20 protein-coding genes are annotated in these 22526 nt (G+C 65.0%); 13 read left to right on the top strand and 7 right to left on the bottom strand.

The annotated features are described in order from the left end of the window. Positions 1 to 217: 217 nt before the first annotated feature. Both LFL96_RS04660 and LFL96_RS04655 read left to right on the top strand, forming a co-directional pair. On the top strand, positions 218 to 1909 hold the full coding sequence (locus LFL96_RS04660) for a sensor domain-containing diguanylate cyclase (protein WP_280998571.1): 1692 nt from the start codon (positions 218 to 220) through the stop codon (positions 1907 to 1909). Between the two features lie 110 nt (positions 1910 to 2019). Continuing rightward, complete coding sequence (locus LFL96_RS04655; protein WP_105507597.1) at positions 2020 to 2286, top strand: hypothetical protein; 267 nt, start codon at positions 2020 to 2022, stop codon at positions 2284 to 2286. 60 nt (positions 2287 to 2346) lie between these two features. Here the strand turns inward: LFL96_RS04655 and LFL96_RS04650 are convergent, their stop codons facing one another. After that, a complete protein-coding gene (locus tag LFL96_RS04650) occupies positions 2347 to 3663 on the bottom strand; it encodes an ATP-binding protein (protein ID WP_280998568.1) in 1317 nt (438 codons plus the stop codon). Then, positions 3647 to 4372, bottom strand: coding sequence for a response regulator (locus LFL96_RS04645; protein ID WP_280998566.1), 726 nt, complete (start codon positions 4370 to 4372; stop codon positions 3647 to 3649). The genes LFL96_RS04650 and LFL96_RS04645 overlap by 17 nt, the downstream gene beginning before the upstream one ends. Before the next feature lie 219 nt (positions 4373 to 4591). On the opposite strand from LFL96_RS04645, the gene LFL96_RS04640 reads away from it, so the two are divergent. Next, positions 4592 to 5122 (top strand): periplasmic heavy metal sensor, encoded by a 531-nt coding sequence (locus LFL96_RS04640; protein WP_280998564.1) that lies wholly within the window; start codon positions 4592 to 4594, stop codon positions 5120 to 5122. A 166-nt stretch (positions 5123 to 5288) separates the two neighbouring features. Here the strand turns inward: LFL96_RS04640 and LFL96_RS04635 are convergent, their stop codons facing one another. Further along, a complete protein-coding gene (locus LFL96_RS04635) occupies positions 5289 to 5999 on the bottom strand; it encodes a pirin family protein (protein ID WP_280998562.1) in 711 nt (236 codons plus the stop codon). A 410-nt stretch (positions 6000 to 6409) separates the two neighbouring features. On the opposite strand from LFL96_RS04635, the gene LFL96_RS04630 reads away from it, so the two are divergent. From LFL96_RS04630 to LFL96_RS04610, 5 genes are all read left to right on the top strand, one after another. Further along, the gene (locus LFL96_RS04630) at positions 6410 to 7186 is read left to right on the top strand and encodes an ABC transporter substrate-binding protein (RefSeq protein WP_280998560.1); all 777 of its coding nucleotides are present in this window, start codon (positions 6410 to 6412) and stop codon (positions 7184 to 7186) included. 376 nt (positions 7187 to 7562) lie between these two features. After that, the gene (gene hisQ, locus LFL96_RS04625; RefSeq protein WP_280998558.1) at positions 7563 to 8252 is read left to right on the top strand and encodes a histidine ABC transporter permease HisQ; all 690 of its coding nucleotides are present in this window, start codon (positions 7563 to 7565) and stop codon (positions 8250 to 8252) included. Beyond that, positions 8249 to 8962, top strand: coding sequence for an ABC transporter permease (locus LFL96_RS04620; protein WP_280998556.1), 714 nt, complete (start codon positions 8249 to 8251; stop codon positions 8960 to 8962). Before hisQ ends, LFL96_RS04620 begins: the two co-directional genes overlap by 4 nt. A 51-nt stretch (positions 8963 to 9013) precedes the next feature. After that, positions 9014 to 9793, top strand: coding sequence for an ATP-binding cassette domain-containing protein (locus LFL96_RS04615; RefSeq protein WP_280998554.1), 780 nt, complete (start codon positions 9014 to 9016; stop codon positions 9791 to 9793). A 586-nt stretch (positions 9794 to 10379) separates the two neighbouring features. Continuing rightward, positions 10380 to 11534 carry a porin gene (locus tag LFL96_RS04610; RefSeq protein WP_280998552.1) on the top strand — a complete coding sequence of 385 codons (1155 nt, stop codon included), beginning with the start codon at positions 10380 to 10382 and terminating at the stop codon, positions 11532 to 11534. 246 nt (positions 11535 to 11780) lie between these two features. Here the strand turns inward: LFL96_RS04610 and glnK are convergent, their stop codons facing one another. Further along, positions 11781 to 12119 (bottom strand): P-II family nitrogen regulator, encoded by a 339-nt coding sequence (gene glnK / locus LFL96_RS04605; RefSeq protein ID WP_006048444.1) that lies wholly within the window; start codon positions 12117 to 12119, stop codon positions 11781 to 11783. Positions 12120 to 12286: 167 nt separating this feature from the next. Continuing rightward, the gene (locus tag LFL96_RS04600) at positions 12287 to 13987 is read right to left on the bottom strand and encodes an NAD+ synthase (protein ID WP_280998526.1); all 1701 of its coding nucleotides are present in this window, start codon (positions 13985 to 13987) and stop codon (positions 12287 to 12289) included. 142 nt (positions 13988 to 14129) lie between these two features. Here LFL96_RS04600 and LFL96_RS04595 point away from each other — a divergent pair, with 142 nt between their 5' ends. Continuing rightward, positions 14130 to 15299, top strand: a complete 1170-nt coding sequence (locus tag LFL96_RS04595) for a GNAT family N-acetyltransferase (protein WP_280998524.1) — start codon at positions 14130 to 14132, stop codon at positions 15297 to 15299. 9 nt (positions 15300 to 15308) lie between these two features. Next, the gene (locus tag LFL96_RS04590) at positions 15309 to 15659 is read left to right on the top strand and encodes a GIY-YIG nuclease family protein (protein ID WP_280998522.1); all 351 of its coding nucleotides are present in this window, start codon (positions 15309 to 15311) and stop codon (positions 15657 to 15659) included. A gap of 73 nt (positions 15660 to 15732) precedes the next feature. Here LFL96_RS04590 and LFL96_RS04585 read toward each other — a convergent pair whose 3' ends face one another. Together LFL96_RS04585 and ppa are read right to left on the bottom strand one after the other, a co-directional pair. Beyond that, positions 15733 to 17838 (bottom strand): FUSC family protein, encoded by a 2106-nt coding sequence (locus LFL96_RS04585; RefSeq protein WP_280998520.1) that lies wholly within the window; start codon positions 17836 to 17838, stop codon positions 15733 to 15735. Positions 17839 to 18121: 283 nt separating this feature from the next. After that, the gene (gene ppa, locus LFL96_RS04580) at positions 18122 to 18649 is read right to left on the bottom strand and encodes an inorganic diphosphatase (protein WP_280998518.1); all 528 of its coding nucleotides are present in this window, start codon (positions 18647 to 18649) and stop codon (positions 18122 to 18124) included. Positions 18650 to 18849: 200 nt separating this feature from the next. Between ppa and LFL96_RS04575 the strand changes: the two genes are divergently transcribed. The 3 genes from LFL96_RS04575 (at position 18850) to LFL96_RS04565 (ending at position 22518) form a co-directional block, all read left to right on the top strand. Further along, positions 18850 to 20289 (top strand): aldehyde dehydrogenase family protein, encoded by a 1440-nt coding sequence (locus tag LFL96_RS04575; protein ID WP_280998516.1) that lies wholly within the window; start codon positions 18850 to 18852, stop codon positions 20287 to 20289. 27 nt (positions 20290 to 20316) lie between these two features. Next, a complete protein-coding gene (locus LFL96_RS04570) occupies positions 20317 to 21075 on the top strand; it encodes an SDR family oxidoreductase (RefSeq protein ID WP_280998514.1) in 759 nt (252 codons plus the stop codon). Between the two features lie 123 nt (positions 21076 to 21198). Further along, positions 21199 to 22518: an MFS transporter gene (locus LFL96_RS04565; protein ID WP_280998512.1), complete on the top strand. Its 1320-nt coding sequence runs from the start codon at positions 21199 to 21201 to the stop codon at positions 22516 to 22518. Positions 22519 to 22526 lie beyond the last annotated feature (8 nt).

The raw sequence follows: 22526 nt of genomic DNA, 5'->3' as shown, positions 1-22526 counted from the left end.
CTGCCATCAAGAAACGGACCGGACTGCCGTTATGGACCTGATCGGCTGCGCATAGATGCTTCGCATTCCCGCAATAACGGTGGCGCCGGGCCCCGTGACGGTTAAAATCCGGGGATAACGAAACGACGCGAAACGCCGCGAACCGGAGCGAACCAGCGCCTGCGCGCTGCCACGAAAGAGCGAGTTGCATGCCACAGCCAGACGGATCAGAGGGTCGATGAACAGGACAACCTTGCGCCAGACAACCGGGCCTATCAGCTTCGTGCTGGTCGTCCTGGTTTGCTGGTTCGTGGCCGGCATGGTCGCGGACCGGATGGTACAGCAAGAGCTGGACGCGGCCCTGCACGCGCAGCGGCAGATGTCCACGTCGATCGTCGACAACATGGCCGAGGTGATTGCCAGCGACCTCGCGATGTCGCGCGCCATCCCCGCCACCATGGCCGAGATGGACGTGGTCCAGCGCGCTTTGGTGCAATCCCAGAATTATGCCGCGAACGGCGCGGCGGCGGAACCCGCCCTGCGCGCCACCTTGCTGAAGGACCCGCGCCTGAACGCGGTGAGCGCGTTCCTGCACGACGCGCAAGGCTTCTCCGGACTCGACCAGGTCTGGCTCGTGAACGCCAACGGCATCTGCGTCGCGTCGAGCAATTCGGTGAGTAATCCGCTGGCGGCGCAGCAGTCGTTCGTCGGCGTCGACATGCGCCAGCGCGGCTATCTCGCCAACGCGCTGCTCGGCGCGTTCGCCGAAGCCTACGGCGTGGGCCGCGCGAGCGGCGAGCCGGGCATCTTCATCGCCGCGCCGGTCTACGCGGACGGCCTGCTGGTCGGCGTGGTGGTCGCCAAGGTCGGGATCGCGCGGCTACGCCACTGGGTCGCGCACGCCGGCACCTTCGTCGCGGATGAAAACGGCGTCATCATCATGGCGCACGACAGCTCGCTCGAAGGCCACGCGCTGCCGAACTCGCGCGTCACGCAGATGAGCGTCGAGGACCGCAAGGTCGTGTATCGCCGCGAGACGTTTTCCGACATCAAGATTCGCGTCGACGAGCAGGTGCGCGACCAGGCGCCGTGGGTGCCCGCCGCGATCGCCGGACAGCTGTTCGGCATGGCCGAGCGCCCCGTGCCGTCGCTGTATCAGGCCCGCACCGGGCTGAACTCGGGTCTGTCCGCGCATCTGGTCGATCCGCTCGCGGCCTGGCCCGAACTGCTGCGCAACCACAAGCGCGATCATCTGCTGGTGTTTCTGACGCTGGCCGGCACGGTCGCGCTGGCATGGGTGATCACCGTGTCGTACGTACGCGAGCGGCGCCATCATCGCGCCACCCGCGATCTCGCCGAGCAGTTGCAGGCAGCCAATACGCTGCTGTCGGCCGAGGCGCGTCACGATGCGCTGACCGGCGCGCTGTCGCGACGCTATTTCCTCGACCTGCTGCGACACGAGATAGAACGCGCGCATGCGAGCAACGAACCGCTGTGCATGGCGATCGCCGATCTCGATCACTTCAAGCAGATCAACGACCGTTTCGGCCACGCGGCCGGCGATCGCGCGCTCGAACATTTCGTCGACACCTGCCGCGCCGAACTCCGCGGCGCCGACGCGATCGGCCGACTGGGCGGCGAGGAATTCGGCTTGCTGCTGCCGGCCACGGCGCTGGCCGGCGGGCGCGAAGTCGTCGAACGCTTGAGATTGCGGCTGAAGGCGGTTCCGTCGCCGAAGCTGCCCGCCTCGGTCGGCCTGAGCGTGAGCATCGGCATCACCGAGCTGTCGCCCGACGATCTGCCCGAGCGCATCATCAGCCGCGCGGACACCGCGCTCTACGCGGCGAAATCGGGCGGCCGCGACCGCACCGAGGCGCTGCCGCCCGACGACACCGCACCGCCCGCGCGCACCGTGGCAAGCGTCTGGTGATCGGCTTCCGGTGATGTAACGCAAGCGCGCGCCGCCAGCGTCCCGTAACGAAGCAGGTATGATCGACCCTGAAATCCAGGTTGCCGCTACTGCTTTAACGGGAGATTCGCATGAAGGGAAATTTGGTCATCGTCTGTCGGGATCAGGACGCTCACGCATTCGATCATCTGCTGGCCGAATACGGCGCGTTCCAGACGCGCCTGTCATCCACCGCGTGGTATCTGAAGCTCGACGTCGCGCCCGAGCTGATTCAGGAGGAGATTCTCGCGCGCCTCGGCAAATACACGACCCACTATATTTTCGAAGCCGAAACGGTGACGTGGAATACGGTGGACGGCGACGCGGCGAATGCGCTGAACACGCTGTTCTCGGACTGACGCGCCGGGTCGTGTCGCGGATCGCGGCGCGTCTTGCGCCTATGGCGCCTCTTGCACCATTTACCAGACGCTCTCCGAAGCCGCCGCGACTCGCGGCACGACCTCGAACGGAAAACTCATCAGCACACGCAACCCACGCCCCTCGTGGTTGCCGATTTCCCACTCTCCACCCGCACGCCGCACCAGACGCTCGACGATCGCGAGCCCCAGGCCGCTGTGGCCGTTGCCGCCACGCGCCGGATCGAGCCGCACGAACGGCCGGCTGGCATTGATCAGGTCCTGCGCGGCGATCCCGCTGCCGTTGTCTCTGACCGATAACGTATAACCCTGCGCGGTGCGCGCGGTGGCGACCACGATGGGCGGCGCGCCATACGCGTGCGCATTGTCCAGCAGGTTCGACAGGATGCGGTCGAGCGTCGCGGCCGGCAGCAGGAACGCCGGACCCGCGTGCAGTTCGGTCTGCACGGTGGTCGCGCCCGACGCCACCGCGCGATAGCTGCGCACCACCCGTTCGCATTGCGCGTCGACCTCGACCGCTTCGCTGCGGTCGGCGCCGTCATGCGCGAACACCAGGAACTGCTCGACGATGTGGGTCATCGAATCGACGTCGCGCACCACACCGTCGCGCATCTTCACTTCTTCCATCATCTCGGCGCGCAGCCGCAGACGCGCGAGCGGCGTCTTCAGATCATGCGCGACGCCGGCCAGCATCACCGCACGGTCATTCTCGGTGCGCGCCACTTCCTGAACCATCTGGTTGAAGCCGTGCGTGAGCTGCCGCAATTCGCGCGGACCGCGCTCGGGCACCGGCGGCACCGGCAGACCACGGCCGAAACGCGTGACCGCCTGCGCAAGCGAGCGCAACGGACGCTGCAACGCCCATGCGGCGAACAAGGCCAGCATGACCGCGAAAGAGAAAATCAGCGCGAGCCACACCGCCATGCGGTCGCGCGAACGCGGCGGACGCAGCGGCTGCACCGGCACGACGATCCACTTGGCGTCGGTCGGCCCGCGCACCCACAACTCGGGCGGCCGGCCCGGCTCGCCGATGCGCACCTGCGTGCCGGCCGGCATGCGGTCGCGCGCGTCTTCGACGAAACGTTCGAGCGGCGCGGGCATGTCGCTGCGTTCCGCCGGCACGGCCGGGCTCGCCGGATCGACCAGTTTCACGCGCGACGGCAATGGCTGATCCGGCGTATGCAGCGCGTGCTGGCGCACCGCGTCGACGAGAAACGTTGCTTCTTCCACCGCGTAACGGGTTTGCTGCTGGGTGCGCTCGAGGCGCATCAGCGCAAACCACGCGAAATGCGACGCCAGCAATACAGCGACGACCAGCAGCGCCAGCCGTCCAAACAGGGAATCAATGGGCCGACGCATGTTGTTCGCCATCAGGCACGAACACGTAGCCGCGTCCGCGCACCGTCTGAATGAAGCGCGGCGTGGACGGGTCCGTTTCGAGAATGCGCCGCAGACGCCACACCTGCACGTCGATGCCGCGGTCGGTGCCGTCGTATTCCGGACCGTGCAGCAGTTCGAGCAGGCGTTCGCGCGTCAGCGTGCGCATGGGGTGGTTGACAAAAATCTTCAGCAACGCGAATTCGCTGCCGGACAGCGTGAGCGGCTTGTCTTCCAGATGCAGCGTGCGCGACTGGAAGTCCAGCGTGAAGCGGCCGAAGTTGAACGGCTCGCGCTGCTCCGGCGCGGCCGCCGAAGGTAGCGTGCGACGGCGCCGCAGCACCGCCTGCACGCGCGCGAGCAACTCGCGCGGGTTGAACGGCTTGCCGAGGTAGTCGTCCGCGCCGAGTTCCAGACCGACGATCCGGTCGACGTCGTCCGCGCGCGCGGTGAGCATGATGACGGGAATGTCGTCGCCCGCCGCGCGCAACTTGCGCAGCGCGGTGAGACCGTCGACGCCCGGCATCATCAGATCGAGCACGATCAGGTCCGGACGTTCGCGTTCGAGCCGGCGCTCGAGCGAACCCGCGTCGTGCAGCACCGAGACCTCGATGCCCTGGCGGGCCAGATAGTCACGCAGCAGATCACGCAATTCGACGTCGTCGTCGACAACAAGTATTTGAGTAGCCATGGGATGGAGTTTAACGCGCGGCAAAAAGGGTTTTCGTTTCCGGACGGCCTTCAAGGGTTACCGGGTGTTACGGTGAAAGGCCAGCGTAATGTCCGGTAATAGCGGCGGCTGGCCGCGTAACACAGGCTCCGGCGCAGTTCTCTACGCTGTGTCTTACCGAATGCAGGCCGTCCTCGTTATCGGTTGCATCGTCGGCTATTCCATTACAAGGAGCCTTACATGTCCACCAAAAAGATGTCGCGCGTTCTCGCCGTTGCCGCAACTGCCCTCGCCATCGGCGCGGGCGCGGCCTACGCCGCCCAGCCTGCCATGCAAGGCGGCCCCGGCGGCTGGCACCACGGTCACTTCATGCATGAACTCACGCAACTGCACGACCAGTTGAAGCTCAACGCGGATCAGGAAAAGCAGTGGCAGGCCGCGCTGAACACGATGAAGCAGAACCATGAGGCGATGCGCGCGAACCACGAGCAGATCAAGAACCAGTTCAAGGCCGCGCAGCAACAGCCGATTCTGGATTTGAACGCGATGGCCCAGGCGCATCAGCAGGTCGAACAGAAAGACGCGCAACTGCGTCAGCAGACGACCGATGCCTGGCTGTCGTTCTACAACGGCCTGAACGACCAGCAGAAGACCACCGTCAGCACGGCGTTGAAGCAACGCTTCGCGAAGATGGAAGCGCGCCATCAGAAGATGCGCGAGCACTGGGAGCATCGCAAGGGCGCGGCGTCGGCGCCGGCTGCGAATCAGTAAGCGGCGCGGGTGGGAGCGCGGCTGCGCTTCTTCCCCACCGCTATCTATAGCAAAACGCCACGGGATCGCTCCCGTGGCGTTTTTGCTTGCTGCTGGAAGATCGGGCAGCGCAGCGTTCAACGGGCGGGGCGCCGTCAGCTACGTGGCCGTTCCGCCGCCCTGCTACCTAGCCATTCAACGGCCCGAGGTCGAACAACAGCACCTCCGCGTCTTTCCCCTTCTCCAGCGTCACTGCGCCGACATCGCTGAGCCTGGCCGCATCGCCCGCGCGCAGTGCCTCGCCGTTCACCGTCAACGCGCCGCGCGCCACGTGCACGTACGCGAGACGTCCTGCCGGCAACGCGAACGTGGCCTGCTCCGCGCCGTCGAGCAACGCGGCATGGATCGAGGCGTCCGCATGGATCGTCACCGAGCCGTCGCGGCCGTCGGGCGATGCGATCACGCGCAGACGGCCGCGCTTGTCCGCATCGCTGAAACGCTTTTCTTCATAGCCGGGCTGGTCGCCAGTGCGTTGCGGGATCACCCAGATCTGCAACAGATGCGCCTCTTCGTCCGGCGACGCGTTGAACTCGCTGTGCATCACGCCGGTGCCGGCGCTCATGCGCTGCACGTCGCCGGGGCGGATGGTCGAGCCGTTGCCCATGCTGTCGCGATGCACGAGCGCGCCGTCGAGCACGTACGTGACGATCTCCATGTCGCGGTGACCATGCGTGCCGAAACCCTGGCCGCCGGCGATGCGGTCTTCGTTGATGACCCGCAGCGGGCCGAAATGCACGTGCTGAGGATCGCGGTAATCGGCGAAGGAAAAGCTGTGATACGAATCGAGCCAGCCGTGATTGGCGTGGCCGCGTTCTTCGGAACGGCGAATCTCGATCATGGGGACATCTCCAGTGAATCAGTCACGATGCACTGAATGTAGGGGCGCACGTCCCGCTACACAATCGGCACACGCGCACCGCAGCGTTTCGCAAATCCACGCAATGGACGGCGGCGGGACGGCGCGGCGCGCCGCGGATTCGCCCCGTCCAGGCTCGCCCAGCGTCGCGCCCGCACAACGCGCCGGCTTGTCACGCCGCCGCTACGGCCGCGCCGCACTGGCACCCCGGTCGGGTTCGGGTAAAATACCGCCCTTTTCAAGTTGCGCGGGCGGGAAAGGCCCGTCGGCGGCGTTCCATCGACGCTCGCGCGGCGCGGCAATTTTGGCCGCCTAGAATAGCGACCGTCGGCCGAGCGCCGGCCATCGTCGGGACCGAAGCAGCACGACGATCAGTTTGATCCAGGAGAAACATGAAGAAGTTCGCACTGTGCGTGGCGCTTGCAGCACTGGCCACCAGCGCGATGGCGAAAGAATGGAAGACCGTTCGCATCGGGGTCGACGCCAGCTATCCGCCGTTCGAATCGGTGGCGCCGAGCGGCCAGGTCGTCGGCTTCGACGCCGATCTGACCCATGCGTTATGCGCGCGGATGAACGTCCGGTGCGTGTGGGTTCAACAGGATCTCGACGGCATCATTCCCGCGTTGAAGGGCAAGAAGTACGACGCGATCGTGTCGTCGCTGACCGTCACCGACAAGCGCCGCGAGCAGATCGACTTCTCTGACAAACTGTTCGACGCGCCGGCCCGCATGATCGCCAGGGCCGGTTCGCCGCTGCTGCCGACGCCGGAATCGTTGAAGGGCAAACGCGTGGGCGTCGAGCAGGGTTCGACCCAGGAAGCCTACGCCAAGGCATGGTGGGAGCCGAAGGGCGTCACCGTGGTGCCCTACCAGAATCAGGATCAGGTCTACGCGGATCTCGCCTCCGGCCGCCTCGACGCGACGCTGCAGGACGAGATCCAGGCCGACGCCGGCTTCCTGAAGACGCCGCGCGGCAAGGGCTTCGCGTGGGCCGGTCCGGAAGTGAAGGACCCGAAAACGATCGGCGAAGGCACCGCGATCGGCCTGCGCAAGGAAGACACCGACCTGAAGGCGATGTTCAACAAGGCGTTGGCGCAGGTGCATCAGGACGGTACGTTCCGGAAGCTGGAGAAGCAGTACTTCGACGTGGACATTTATCCGGGGCGTTGAGTTGAAGGTCGAGCGGGGTAGCGCAGCAGGCAGCGCCACGCCGCCCGGCCGGAAGCCGGACTCGGGGCTCGCCCGCATGGGTTTTCGGCGGCCTTCGTAATACAGTCGCAAGCACGCTCGCGTGCGTGGCGACGTCAGCAGCATCAGCCAGCAGCAGCACGCAACATCAGCACGCAACATCAGGCAGCAGATTCACCCGCAGTTTTGCAGTAGGAAGTTGGCAGTTATCACAACGAGAGTCGAAAAGCGCGCTGCGGGTCCGGCAACGGCCATGCAGTCATGATTTGCACAGCGGTACGCTGTGCGCCGCCAGTCGCGGCGCGCGGTGGGCCGCGTCTTTCGCGGTGTGTCACGAGCACATCGTCAAGGACCCCCTATGTTCCTTCAAGGCTACGGCCCGCTGCTTCTTAACGGCACCTGGCAAACCGTCAAACTGGCGGTATTGTCGCTGGCGTTCGCTTTTGTGCTGGGCCTGCTCGGCGCGGCGGCGAAACTGTCCAGGAACCGTTTCTCCCAAGGCGTCGGCACCGTCTACACGACGCTCGTGCGCGGCGTGCCCGATCTGGTGCTGATGCTGCTGCTGTTCTACAGCCTGCAGATCTGGCTGAACAATCTCACCGACATGCTCGGCTGGGACCAGATCGACATCGACCCGTTCGTGGCCGGCGTCGCGGTGCTCGGCTTCATCTACGGCGCGTACTTCACCGAAACCTTCCGCGGCGCGTTTCTCGCGGTGCCGCGCGGCCAGCTCGAAGCGGGCGCCGCCTACGGCATGACCAGCTGGCAGGTGTTCTCGCGCATCATGTTCCCGCAGATGATGCGCTTCGCGCTGCCCGGCATCGGCAATAACTGGCAGGTGATGGTGAAGGCCACCGCGCTGGTGTCGATCATCGGTCTCGCGGACGTCGTCAAGGCCTCGCAGGATGCCGGCAAGGGCACGCTGCGCTTCTTCTTCTTCACCCTGCTCGCGGGGGCGATCTATCTCGTCATCACCACAGTGTCCAACTTCGTGCTGATGTACCTCGAAAAGCGTTACTCGACCGGCGTACGAAAGGCGGAACTATGATCGAGATCATTCAGGAATACTGGCGCAACTATCTGTACACCGACGGTTACCGCCTGACCGGCGTGGCGATCACGCTGTGGCTGCTGGTGGTGTCGATCGGCCTCGGCTTCTGCCTGTCGATTCCGCTCGCGGTCGCGCGCGTGTCGAAGAAGAAGTGGCTCGCCGGTCTCGTGTGGCTGTACACATACGTGTTCCGCGGCACGCCGCTGTACGTGCAACTGCTGCTCTGCTACACCGGCCTCTACAGCCTCGAGATCGTGCGCAATCACGAACTCACCAACGCATTCTTCCGCGACGGCATGCACTGCACGCTGCTCGCCTTCACGCTGAACACCTGCGCGTACACCACCGAAATCTTCGCCGGCGCGATCAAGGCGACGCCGTATGGCGAGATCGAAGCGGCGCGCGCATACGGCATGTCGTCGTTCACGCTGTACCGGCGCGTGATTCTGCCGTCGGCGCTGCGCCGCGCGTTGCCGTACTACAGCAACGAAGTGATCCTGATGCTGCATGCCACCACCGTCGCGTTCACCGCGACCGTGCCGGACATCCTCAAGATCGCGCGCGACGTGAACTCGGCGACGTATCAGTCGTTCAACGCATTCGGCCTCGCCGCCCTGCTCTATCTGTGCATTTCGTTCGCGCTCGTGTGGCTGTTCCGCCGCGCCGAACGCCGCTGGCTCGCTTATCTGCGGCCGCAAGGCAAATGACCTGCCGCGCAGTTCGCAACCCAAGCCAGTCCAGCACGCCCAAGGATCCTGATGAACACCAAGAAGCAGAAGCTCTTCGTCGACGAGCTTCACAAAAAGTACGGCGATAACGAAGTCCTCAAGGGCGTGTCGCTGAAGGCCAATGCCGGCGACGTGATCAGCGTGATCGGCTCGTCCGGTTCGGGCAAGAGCACGATGCTCCGCTGCATCAACTTCCTCGAACAGCCGAACTCGGGGCGCATCTTCGTCGACGGCGAGGAAGTGCGCACGCAGACCGGCAAGAACGGCGCGCTGCGCGTGTCCGATCCGAAGCAGCTACAGCGCGTGCGCACGCGTCTGTCGATGGTGTTCCAGCACTTCAATCTGTGGTCGCACATGAACGTGCTCGAAAACATCATCGAGGCGCCGGTGAATGTGCTCGGCCTGAAGCGCAAGGAAGCGGAAGAACGCGCCCGCGAATATCTGGAGAAGGTGGGCCTCGCGCCGCGCCTCGAAAAACAGTATCCGTCGCATCTTTCGGGCGGCCAGCAGCAGCGCGTGGCGATCGCGCGCGCGCTCGCCATGCACCCGGACGTGATGCTGTTCGACGAACCCACTTCCGCACTCGACCCGGAACTGGTCGGCGAAGTGCTGAAGGTGATGCAGACGCTCGCCGAGGAAGGCCGCACGATGATCGTCGTCACGCACGAGATGGCCTTCGCGCGCAACGTGTCGAATCACGTGATGTTCCTGCATCAGGGACGCGTGGAAGAAGAAGGCCATCCCGACGAAGTCTTCCGGAACACCCGCAGCGAACGCCTCAAACAGTTCCTGTCCGGCAGCCTGAAATAACGTTCGTCGAGGCCCGTTATTTGGGCTGTAGTCAAAGTAGTATTACAGGGCGCTTACGAGCGCCCTTTTTGTTTCGCTCACCTGTGCATTCCGGGTATTTCGGCCGCGAAAACCTGCCTCCTCACCGTCCCGATCGGCCTCTTTTCGCCCTACTCTGCCGCTTTTCAAGCGTCAATAGTGGCAATCCTTGACGTGCCTTGTCCCAATCCGTGATTCCCTTACCACGCAAGGGTTTTAGCGATTTTTGGCGGTGTCGCGATCGCGCATTGCGCACATTCTTATTGCAATTTGGAGACACAGGTCATGGGTGCTACCAATTTCTTCTCCCAGTGAAGGGTATTTTTGATAAATTAGTAACCAAAGTAGCAAAACAAAGTTGATTAAAAGTAGTTTCACTTCAAAGCACAGAGGAGAACCGGTCGGCGAGGGATCGGCATGACGACCAGATAGCCCCAAGGCTACCCGTCACGGCAGGAGACCCAATCCACCCGCTAATCTCCCTGGTACCGCTTTCTGTTCGGCGCGCTTGCGTCCGAACACCACTCGCAGTACTGGGTTTCACTTTTGACAGGGTATGGAGGAGAAGATGAAGAAAGCTTTGCTCGCCGCGGCGCTCATGTCGGCCGGTGTTGTTGCGCATGCCCAAAGCAGCGTGACGCTGTACGGTCGCCTGGACGCTGGCCTGGAATACATGTCGGGCGTTCCGACTGGTGTGGGCGCGAATGGCCAGGCAACCGGCAGCACGAACCGTTTCAAAGCGGAAAGCGGCGACTGGGGTACCAGCCTGTGGGGTATGAAGGGCGTTGAGGACATCGGTGGCGGCAACAAGGTGCTGTTCCAGTTGGAAGGCTCCTTCAACACGATGACCGGTACGGGCCCTGGCGGCGGCGGTCTCTTCAATCGTTGGGCGACGGTCGGCTTGTCGAACGACGCGTACGGTACGTTCACGATGGGCCGCATGCTCTTCATCTCGAACGGCGATTGGGACTTCGATCCGTTCGGTCAATCGAACTGGTCGTCGGCATCGCTGGTGCGTGGCCGCAACTGGCCGCAATCGAGCAACAACTTCGCGTACCAGTCGCCGAAGATCGCCGGCTTTGACTTCTACGGTCAATACGCGCTGTCGAACGCAACGAACTGGAACGGTAACAACCCGGCTGGTCAGGGTCGTGAAGCCGGCGCACAGGTCACCTACACGAACTCGCTGTTCCAGGTTCGCGGCCTGTACGACGAAATCCGCAACCCGGGCAACGGTATTCTGTACGGCCCGAACACCGGCATCGTCAACGGCACGAACACCGGCGGCGGCGGCGTATTCGGCGCATCGCGCGAATACTCGGCTTTCGTGAACGTGTTCCTCGGCCAGTTCAAGATCCAGGGCGCTTACCAGGCAGTCCGTTCGGCAGGCGCAACGGGCGTTCTGCCGGGCCAGCCGACAGCTCTCGATCACGAATGGGGCGGTGTGACGTGGCAAGCAACGCCGGCAGCGGCGCTGATCGCTGCGGTCTACCACGTGAACGGCAACAACGGTTCGGGCAATGCCACGCTGTACACGATTGGCGGTTCGTACAACCTGTCCAAGCGTACGTTGCTGGATCTGCAGATCGCGACGGTGCGTAACAGCAAGACCGCCAACTTCGGTCTGAATGCCGACAACCCCGGCACGTCCGCCGCAACGGACAACCCGCTGCAAGGCCATCAGCAATCGGGCGTGTACGCAGGTATTCAACACTCGTTCTAAGCGAACGAACGACATCCCCCGAAGCGACTTTTCTTCGGGGGATCGTCAGACAGACTTCAAGAGAATCTTTTTCACGCTGCTGCGAGAGGCGCGTATCGGTGCGGTATCCGCAAGGGTATCGCACCGTTTTTTATTGCTGGACGCGTTTGAGCGTATTCGCGGAACGCACCGCGGCGGTGCATTCGTGACTGGCGAGTGAACGGCTTGCGAGACGCTTGTGCGTTATCGATGAACCATCGAAGCGCGTCAGACCGCCGCTTCGTTTTCCTCGCCGGTGCGGATGCGGATCACCCGCTCGACATCCGCGACGAAGATCTTGCCGTCGCCGATCTTGCCGGTGCGCGCCGCGCCGATGATCGCGTCGATCACCTGATCGCATTGATTGTCCGCGACCACGACTTCGATCTTCACCTTCGGTAGAAAGTCGACCACGTACTCTGCACCACGATAGAGCTCGGTATGCCCTTTCTGACGGCCGAAGCCCTTGACCTCGGTGACGGTCAGACCCGTGAGGCCGACTTCAGCGAGCGCCTCGCGCACTTCGTCGAGTTTGAACGGTTTGATGACTGCGGTGATGCGCTTCATGGCGAACCTCGTCTCGTGATTGGAAGAGTGAAAGGAAAATAGATGCTTTCGATTCTACGCCGCGCCGGATGCATTGCGGCATTCCGGCGCGTACGGTAAGTCGATACGCAAATGAATGATCGATCCTGCCCACGCTTTTCGCGCGATGGTGTTGGGCGTGGCCCCGCTCACTCCACCGGTTCGGTGTAGCGCGACGTGATCGGATAACGCCAGTCGCGGCCGAACGCGCGATGCGTGACGCGAATGCCGATCGGCGCCTGACGGCGTTTGTATTCGTTGATCTTGATGAGGCGCGTGACGCGTTTGACATCGTCCGCCGCGTAACCCGCCGCGATGATCTCCGCGAGCGAGCAGTCCTCTTCCATGTACATGCGCATGATCGCGTCGAGCACCTCGTACTCGGGCAGGCTGTCCTGGTCGGTCTGGTTCTCGCGCAACTCCGCCGACGGCGCGCGCGTCAGAATCCGCTCGGGAATCACGTCGCGCGTGGCGAACGTGGTGGCCGCATTGCGATAGCGGCACAACTTGTACACCAGCGTCTTGGCGATGTCCTTGATCACCGCGAAGCCGCCGGCCATGTCGCCGTACAGCGTGCAATAACCCACCGCCATCTCGCTCTTGTTGCCGGTGGTCAGCACGATCGAGCCGAACTTGTTCGACAGCGCCATCAGCAGCGTGCCGCGAATGCGGGCCTGGATGTTCTCCTCGGTCGCGTCTTCCGCGCGGCCGGCGAACTCGCCGGCGAGCGAGCCGCGGAACGCGTCGAACATCGGCGCGATCGCGATCTCGTCGTAGCGCACGCCGACGCGGCGCGCCATCTCGGCGGCGTCGGTGGTCGAGATGTCCGCCGTGTAGCGCGACGGCATCATCACCGCGCGCACCCGTTCGGCGCCGAGCGCATCGCACGCGACGGCCAGCACCAGCGCCGAATCGACGCCGCCCGACAGGCCGATCAACGCGCCCGGAAAACCGTTCTTGCCGATGTAGTCGCGCACGCCCATCACGAGCGCGGCGTACACCTGCGCTTCGAGCGATTGCTCCGGCGCGATCGCGCCGGGCAGCGGCTTGCCGTCCTCGAATTCGACGATCGCGGTGGCTTCCTCGAACTGCGCGATGCGCGCCACGAGTTCGCCCTGCGCGTCGAGCACGAACGAGCCGCCGTCGAACACCAGTTCGTCCTGTGCGCCGACCATGTTCACGTAGACCATCGGCAAGCCGGTTTCGCGAATCCGCGCGCGCAGAATGTCGAAGCGCACCGCCTCCTTGTTCAGGTGATACGGCGAGCCGTTCGGGATCAGCAAGACCTGCGCGCCGGCGGCCTTCGCCATTTGCGCGGCCGACGCATGCCACGCGTCCTCGCAGATCACCACGCCGTATTTCACGCCGTCGAGTTCGAACACGAACGGCTGCGGGTCGGACGCGAAGTAGCGCTTCTCGTCGAACACTTCGGTATTGGGCAGATCCTGCTTGCGATAGGTGCCGGCCACGTTGCCGTCGACGAGCAGCGAAGCCGCGTTGAACGTATCGAGCGGCGGCACGCCGCGCTGGATCGGCGCGTTTGCATTACCATGGCCGTGCTGTGCGCCATGCCCCGCCTCGCGCAACGGATGACCGACGAGCACATGCAAGCCGGCGAACGGTTTGAGTTGCGCGGCAAGATCGGCCAATGCGGCCGCGCTCGCGGTATAGAACGCGGGACGCAGCAGCAGGTCTTCGGGCGGATAGCCGGAGAGCGCGAGTTCAGGCGCGATCAGCAGTTTCGCACCAGCGCTGTGCGCGCTGCGTGCGGCATCGACGATCTTCGCGACATTGCCGGCGAAGTCGCCGACGGTGACATTGATTTGAGCAAGAGCGATTCGGGTCTTCATGGCAGGATCGACAGGCAAGCCGGTCGGCTCGCGAGTACCGCGGCGGGTCAGCACGACGGCAACGGACAAATCGGATTAACGAAGCGCGCAGCACGATAGGTACTCGACGTGCGGCGCGATTCATTCGGAACAGTCACACAGATTGAACCAGGAACGCTTTGATTATCGCACGGGCATTCTGGCGTCGCCCTCCGAGGTGGACGCCGCGGAATGGAACGCGCTGCTCGCGCGCCAGGCGCAGCCCACGCCGTTTTTGCGCCACGAATTTCTGAGTGCGCTGCATGCCACGCGCTGCGCGGTCGCCGACACCGGCTGGGCGCCGCAATTCGTCACGCTCACCGATCCGCGCACGGGCCAGCTCGCGGCTGCCGCGCCGGTGTATCTGAAGGGGCACTCGTACGGCGAGTACGTGTTCGACTGGGCCTGGGCCGACGCGTACAAACGCAACGGCCTCGACTATTACCCGAAGCTTTTGTGCGCGGTGCCGTTCACGCCGGTACAGGGCAACCGTTTGTTGTCGGCGGATGCACACGCGTTGCGTCACCTCGCGGCCACGCTGATGGCGTTCGCCGAACAGGCCGACGTGTCGTCGCTGCACGTGCTGTTTCCCACCGAAACCGAAAGCGCCGCCTTGACCGGCATGGGCATGATGCAGCGCGAAGGCGTGCAGTTTCACTGGCTGAACGACGGCTATCGCGACTTCGACGATTTCCTCTCGACGCTCGAACAGAAGAAGCGCAAGAACATTCGCGCCGAACGCCGCAAGGTACAGGAAGCCGGCGTGACGATGCGGCGCATTCGCGGCGAGGACATTCAGGACGCGGACTGGCGTTTCTTCAGCAAGTGTTATCGGCAAACCTATCGCGAGCATTTTTCGAGTCCGTATCTGAACCTCGATTTCTTCCGGACGATCGGCGAGTCGATGCCGGAGAACCTGCTGCTCGTGATCGCCGAATACGAAGGCAAACCGATCGCCAGTTCGCTCGTGGTGTATCAGCGCGACGCGGCGACCGGCGGCACGCTGTACGGCCGCTACTGGGGCGCGCTCGAACATGTGCCCTGCCTGCACTTCGAGACCGCGTACTATCAGCCGCTCGAATTCTGCATCGAGGAAAAGCTCGGTGCGTTCGAGGGCGGCGCGCAAGGCGAGCACAAGATGGCGCGCGGATTTCTGCCCACCGTCACGCGCTCCGCGCATTGGCTCGCGCATCCGGCGTTCGCGGATGCGGTCGGGCATTTTCTCGACAACGAAAAGAACAGCATCCACGCGTACGTGGACGAGCTGCGCGAACACAATCCGTTCAAAGGCTGAAGCGCATTCATGGCGTGGTTTCTCTATCTGCTCGAATGCTCGGACGGCAGTGTCTACACCGGCATCGCCACCGACGTGCAGGCGCGTTTCGAAAAACACGCGAGCGGCCTCGGCGCGCGTTATACGCGCTCGCGCAAACCAGTGCAGGTGCTGGCATCGTTCGAACTCGCGGACCGCTCGAGCGCGTCGCGCGCGGAGTATTGGGTCAAGCGGCTGACCGCGGCCGAGAAGCGTCTGCTGGCGGCGGGCGAGCGGACGCTGGAATCGGTGATGCCGGTGGTGGAAGTGGCGCAGACCGTCGAAGTTGATGAGCCTGATGCAGCGGATGAAGTGGACGCATTGGAGAGAGGCGCGTGCTGAATAGCCGGGTGCGCCGTGACTTCACCTGGACATCAGCTAACGCATCTCGTGGCGTCGCGTCGCGTCGCGCGCCCTACCCCCGTGCCTCGCGCATCCGCTCGGTGAGCAGCCGCTGCATCAACGCCAGCTCACCGACCGCGTCCGCCTCCAGCGACGTCAACCCATCGCGCGCCGGCAACTCGTGCCGAACCGGCCGCAACGTGCGGTTCAACGCCGCGTCGATTTCCGCGCTCACGCCGGCCACCCACGCGCCGAGCTCATCGCGCTCATCCCGCCGTTCGCGACGGTTCGCGCTGAGCCGCAATTGCGTCGCGGTCCCCGCCATTCTGCGCAGCAGGCTGAGCACGGTCAGCGTGACGGTATCGACCATCGAGTCTTCGAGCTTCTCCAGCCGGATGCGGCCGATGGCCTCCTCCGCGTTATTGCTCGCGAGACCCGCGCCGCGCCGCAGACGTTCCATCTGCTTGTCGTCGTGCCGCGTCGCGTCGAGCGCGGCGCGCAGATACGCGAGATTGGCGCGCACCGCCGCGCCCAGGTAGGCACGGTAGTCGGCTTTCTCGCGCGTCGGCCAGAGATAGAACGTGGCCAGCAACGCCAGCACGCAGCCGAGCACGTTGTTGCCCAGACGCGTGAGCGCATACGCGAACTCGCTTGCGCCGGGCGTCGCGAAGTCCGCGACCAGCACGAAGGTCGGCGTGAGGAACAGCACGAACAGGCTGTAGCTGACCGGCCGCAACGCCATGGTCGCCATCACCAGCGGAAACACCGCGAGCGAAATGCCGAGCGGCGAATGGATCGCGTAGCCGATCGCCGCCGCCAGCAGGCCGCCGACGATACTGCCCGCCGCCCGCTCGATGCTGCGCGGCCAGGTCGCGGCGATCGACGGTTGCAGGATCAGCAGCGTCGCCATCGTGGCCCAGTAGCCGAACGGCAGCCCGAGCGCGCGGATCACGAGAAAGCCCACGGTGGTCGTCACGCCGACGCGTGCCGCGTGGCGCAAGCCGACCGATTGCGTCGACAGGTTCGCCTTGAGCGTCGCGACGATACGCGTCCACAGCCGGTGCGCGCTTACCTTCCAGCTCTCCGGCGCCGCGGCGGCCGGCGCGAAATCGACCAGCTCGAAACCGGATTGCAGCTTCACCGGTTCCATCAGCGCGGATTCGAGGCGTTCGGCAAGACGCCGCAAGCGGGGTTGCGCGGCGGCGAGACGTGCCCACTGCGCGTCGCCCGCCGCCGCGCCGGTACGATGCAGCACATGGCCGATCGCGCTCAGCAGCCGTGCGGCACGGCGCACGCGACGCGCGTCGTCCGGTACGCGTTCGCACGCGCCGGAAACCGCGATCAGGTAGGCGAACAACGCTTCGGCATCGGTCAGCAACGCGAGCAGGGTGTCGTACGCATCGCGTCCGCCCGTGCGCGACGCGGGTACCTTCGCGAGAATCTTGCGCGAGCGTTCGAGCGCGGCGCGGGCGTCGGCGCGAAATTTCGCGGCATGCGTCGCCCAATCCACCGGCCGGGCCTGCCGTTCGAGCAGACGCGCGCTATCCAGCGCGATATCCGCGAGCCGCACGTAGACGGTGCGTAGCGCGGCGCGGCTCGCGGCGAACGGATGAATGCGCCACACGGTGAGACTCAACACCACCGCGAACAGACAGCCCACCAGGTAGACGCTCAGAAACGTCAGCACCGCGCGCGGATCGTGCATCGGCCGGTCGACCATCACGACGCAGGCGGTCGCGGCGAGGATCGTCACCTGCGACACGGCCGAACCCCAGATCCGTCCGAACGCGCCGAGACTCGTGAACAGCAGCAGCGCGAGCGCCGCGACCGCCGTGCCCGCGCTGGACGCGAACGCGGTGAGCCCGCCGCACAGCGTGGACAGCAGCGCGAAGCCCATCATCGATGCGAAGCGCGCGCGGTTCGAGCCGCCCGCATCGGCGAGGCAGGTCCAGAATGCGCCGATCGCGGCCCACGCGAAGGCCGGCTCGTGCAGCAGATTGCCGAGCGCGAGCATCGCCGTGGACGCGCAGGCCGCGCGCAGGCCTTCGGCGAGACTGGCCTCGCTCGTCGCGAACGACACCATCCACACCGGCCGCTTGCGATAGATCGCGGTGCCGACGGCGTAAAGCCCGCTCGACCAGCGTGACGATGAGGACGGATTGGACTTGCGCTTCAGCATGCGGGCGACGGGTTCGTGGGAACGCGGTTGAGGGGGCGAGCGGTTCGGCCAGCCGCCAGATCGGCACACGGGCCGGCTGGCTGAAGGAGAAGCCGCAGGAGAAGCAGCGGCAAATAATACGGGTTTACACCAGGTTATAAAAATGGCTTCGGTTCATCCTTGCGATGCACTCAGGCTATACCTGATGCCGGCGCCATGAAAAAACCGCGCGGCCCTGGCGGGCTCGCGCGGTTTTCTTTTCGGCGGACCAGCGGCATCAAGCCCCGGTCCGTGGCCGGCGAATTTACTTCTTGTAGTTCGCCACGCCTTCCGTGATTTCCTTGTGCGCGGCGTCGATGCCCGCCCAGCCTTCGACCTTCACCCACTTGCCCTTTTCGAGCGCCTTGTATTGCTCGAAGAAGTGCTTGATCTGGTCCTTCAGGTACGCCGGGACGTCGTCGATCGACTTCAGGTCGGCGGTCATCGGGCAGATCTTGTCGTGCGCGACGGCAACCAGCTTCGCGTCCACGCCGGATTCGTCGGTCATTTGCAGCATGCCCAGCGCGCGGGCGCGCACCACCGAGCCGGCCAGCAGCGGGAACGGCGTGATCACCAGCACGTCGACCGGGTCGCCGTCGCCCGACAGGGTTTGCGGAATGAAACCGTAGTTCGCCGGATAACGCATGTTGGTGCCGATGAAACGGTCGACGACGAGCAGACCCAGATCCTTGTCCGCCTCGTATTTCACCGGATCGCTTTGCGCCGGGATTTCGATGATGACGTTGAAATCGTGCGGAAGGTCTTTGCCTGCGGGGACGTGATTGAAGCTCATGGCGCTCTCTGATCAGGAAGGAATCGAAACACGGCGTGCGGCGCGGCGGCCGGACAGTGCGGAATGCGCCATTATAGCCAATCGATCCAGCGCCCCTGCGCGAGGATCGGCGCGATAATCGTTCGACGCCGCCGTCCACCGCGTTGCCGCATCGCAACGAAACGGCGCCCTGCCGCTGCATGTCACCTCAAGGAGTCTGCATGGAAGAAGCCCGACACTTCATCGGCGGCGAATGGTGCGCCGCCTCAGGCGGCGAGACGATCGCCGTGCTCGATCCATCCGACGGGCAGCCGTTCACCCGTCTCGCACGCGGCACCGCGGCGGATATCGACAGCGCGGTGCGCGCCGCCCGCGGCGCGTTCGAAGGCGCATGGGGCGAGGCGAGCGCCGCCGAGCGCGGCCGCGTGCTATACCGGCTGTCGATGCTGGTCGCGGCCCGCCAGGAAGAACTGGCCCAACTCGAAGCGCGCGACACCGGCAAGCCGCTCAAGCAGGCCCGCGCCGATTCGGCCGCCCTCGTCCGCTACTTCGAGTTCTACGCCGGCGCGGCCGACAAGCTGCACGGCGAGACCCTGCCCTATCAATCCGGCTACACGGTGCTGACGATCCGCGAGCCGCACGGCGTCACCGGCCACATCGTGCCGTGGAACTACCCGATGCAGATCTTCGGCCGCAGCGTCGGCGCGGCGCTCGCCGCCGGCAACGCCTGCGTGGTCAAACCGGCCGAGGATGCGTGCCTGTCCGTGCTGCGCGTCGCCGAACTGGCGGCCGAGGCGGGCTTGCCGCCCGGCGCGCTGAACATCGTCACGGGCTTCGGTTACGAAGCGGGCGCGGCGCTCGCCGCGCATCCCGGCATCGATCACATCTCGTTCACCGGGTCGCCGGAAACCGGCAAGGCGGTCGCCCAGGCCGCCGCCGACAACCATGTGCCGGTCACGCTCGAACTCGGCGGCAAGTCGCCGCAGATCGTCTTCGCCGACGCGGACCTCGACGCGGCGTTGCCGGTGCTGGTGTCGGCGATCGTGCAGAACGCCGGGCAGATCTGCTCGGCGGGCAGCCGCGTGCTGATCGAGCGGAGCATTTACGAGCCGCTGCTCGACCGGCTGAGCCACGCGTTTCACGCGCTGCGCGTCGGCCCGTCGCAGGCCGATCTGGACTGCGGACCGCTGATCAACGCGAAGCAGCAGCAGCGCGTGTGGGACTTTCTCTCCGACGCGCAGCACGACGGCATCCCGATGGCGGCGCACGGCGAGGTGATCGCCGAGGCGCCCGAAAGCGGCTTCTATCAGGCGCCCACGCTGCTACGCGACGTGCCCGCCGGCCACCGTCTCGCACGCGACGAAGTGTTCGGCCCGGTGCTCGCCGCGATGTCCTTCACCGGCGAAGACGAAGCGCTCGCGCTCGCCAACGGCACGCAGTACGGCCTCGTGGCCGGCATCTGGACCCGCGACGGCGCGCGGCAGATGCGCCTCGCGCGACGCCTGCGCTCCGGCCAGGTGTTCATCAACAACTACGGCGCGGGCGGCGGCGTGGAATTGCCGTTCGGCGGCGTCAAGCATTCGGGGCATGGCCGCGAGAAGGGCTTCGAGGCGCTGTACGGTTTCACCGTGCTGAAAACCATCGCGATCCGCCACGGTTAGGCACTCACCCACAACAACGGAGACAACATGCGGTTGACAGGTAAAACGGCCATCGTCACGGGTGGCGGCTCGGGTTTCGGCGAAGGCATCGCGAAGACCTTCGCGCGCGAAGGCGCGAACGTGGTGGTCAACGACCTGAACGGCGCCGCCGCCGAACGCGTGGCAAGCGACATCGCGCTGGCCGGCGGCAAGGCGATCGCGGTGGCGGGCAACGTCGCGCTGCGCGACGACTGGCGGCGCCTGCGCGAAGCGGCGCTCGACGACTTCGGCAGCGTGCAGATCGTGGTCAACAACGCGGGCACCACGCATCGCAACAAGCCCGTGATGGACGTCACCGAGGCCGAGTTCGACCGCGTCTACGCGGTCAACGTCAAGAGCCTCTACTGGAGCGTGCAGGAGTTCGTGCCGTATTTCCGCGAGCAGGGCGGCGGCGCGTTCATCAATATCGCGTCGACGGCCGGCGTGCGGCCGCGCCCGGGACTCGTCTGGTACAACGGCAGCAAGGGCGCGGTGATCATCGCCAGCAAGTCGCTGGCGGTCGAGCTCGGGCCGGAGCGGATTCGCGTGAACTGCGTGAATCCGGTGATCGGCGAAACGGCGCTGCTGTCGGAGTTCATGGGCGTCGAGGACACGCCCGCGAACCGGCAGCGCTTTCTCGCGGGCATTCCGCTCGGGCGCTTCTCGACGCCGCAGGACATCGCCAACGCCGCGCTGTATCTCGCCTCGGACGAGGCGGAGTTCATCACCGGGGTGTGCCTGGAAGTGGACGGCGGACGCTGCGTGTAGCAACGCCGGCCTGGCCGTCAGTGTTTTCCCCCGGTACCCGTGCGTCATGCGATACGGGGCACCGGGCGCGGCTAGAATCGATCGACGGCGGTACTTCCATTCCACAAGAAAAGAGGAGACACCATGGCTAGTCCTGCAAATCCGCTCCACCATCCCGGCGCGGGGGCGCCACCCTCCACCTTCGAGGAGGCCACCTATCGCAAGGTCACGTGGCGGCTCGCGCCGCTTCTGATGCTCTGCTACGTGGTCGCCTATCTGGACCGCGTCAACGTCGGCTTCGCGAAGCTGCAGATGACCAGCGACCTCGGTCTGAGCGACGCCGTCTACGGCTTCGGCGCGGGGATTTTCTTCGTCGGCTATTTCATCTTCGAAGTGCCGAGCAACGTGATCCTGCACAAGGTCGGCGCACGCGTGTGGATCGCGCGGATCATGGTGTCGTGGGGCATCATCTCGATGCTGACCATGTTCGTCACCACGCCGACCATGTTCTACGTGATGCGCTTCCTGCTCGGTCTCGCCGAGGCGGGCTTCTTCCCCGGCATCATCCTGTACCTCACGTATTGGTATCCGGCGCACCGGCGCGGCCGCATGACCACCTGGTTCATGACGGCGATCGCGCTGTCGGGCGTGATCGGCGGGCCGGTGTCGGGCTACATCCTGAAGAGCTTCAACGGCGCGAACGGCTGGCACGGCTGGCAGTGGCTGTTTCTGCTCGAGGGGATTCCGTCGGTGATCGTCGGCATCCTCGTGTTCGTGCTGCTGGACGACCGGATCGCGAACGCTAAATGGCTGACGGCGGAAGAACAGCGCCTGCTCGAAAGCCACGTGTCCGCCGAGGAAGCGATCAAGCACGACATGCCGATCCGCGAGGTGCTGACGAGCGGCCGTGTGCTGATGCTGAGCCTCGTGTACTTCTCGTTCGTGATGGGCCTCTACGGCGTGAGCTTCTGGCTGCCGACCATCATCAAGGCGACCGGCGTCACGGATGCGTTCATGATCGGCCTGCTCTCCGCGATTCCGTTCGCGGCCGCCGTGGTGGCGATGGTCTTCGTGTCGCGCAGCGCGGACCGCACGCGCGAGCGGCGCTGGCATATCGCCCTGCCCGCTTTCGCCGGCGCGGTCGGGCTGGTGCTGTCGGTGGTGTGGGCGCACAACACGGTGCTCGCGATGACCGCGCTCACGCTCGCGACCATGGGCATTCTGACCACCTTGCCGCTGTTCTGGAGTCTACCGACGGCGATTCTCGCCGGCACGGGCGCGGCGGCCGGCATCGCGCTGATCAACTCGATCGGCAATCTGGCGGGCTTTCTGAGTCCGTATGCGGTGGGCTGGCTCAAGCAGGCGACCGCCGCGAACGATTCCGGCATGTACATGCTGGCGGCCTTCATGGTGCTGGGCGGATTGCTGGCGGTGAGCGTGCCGGCGAAGCTGGTGAACCGGTGATGGGTTGA

The sequence above is a fragment of the Paraburkholderia sp. D15 genome (assembly GCF_029910215.1).
Lineage (GTDB): Bacteria > Pseudomonadota > Gammaproteobacteria > Burkholderiales > Burkholderiaceae > Paraburkholderia.
This window is presented reverse-complemented; position numbering and strand designations above follow the sequence as displayed.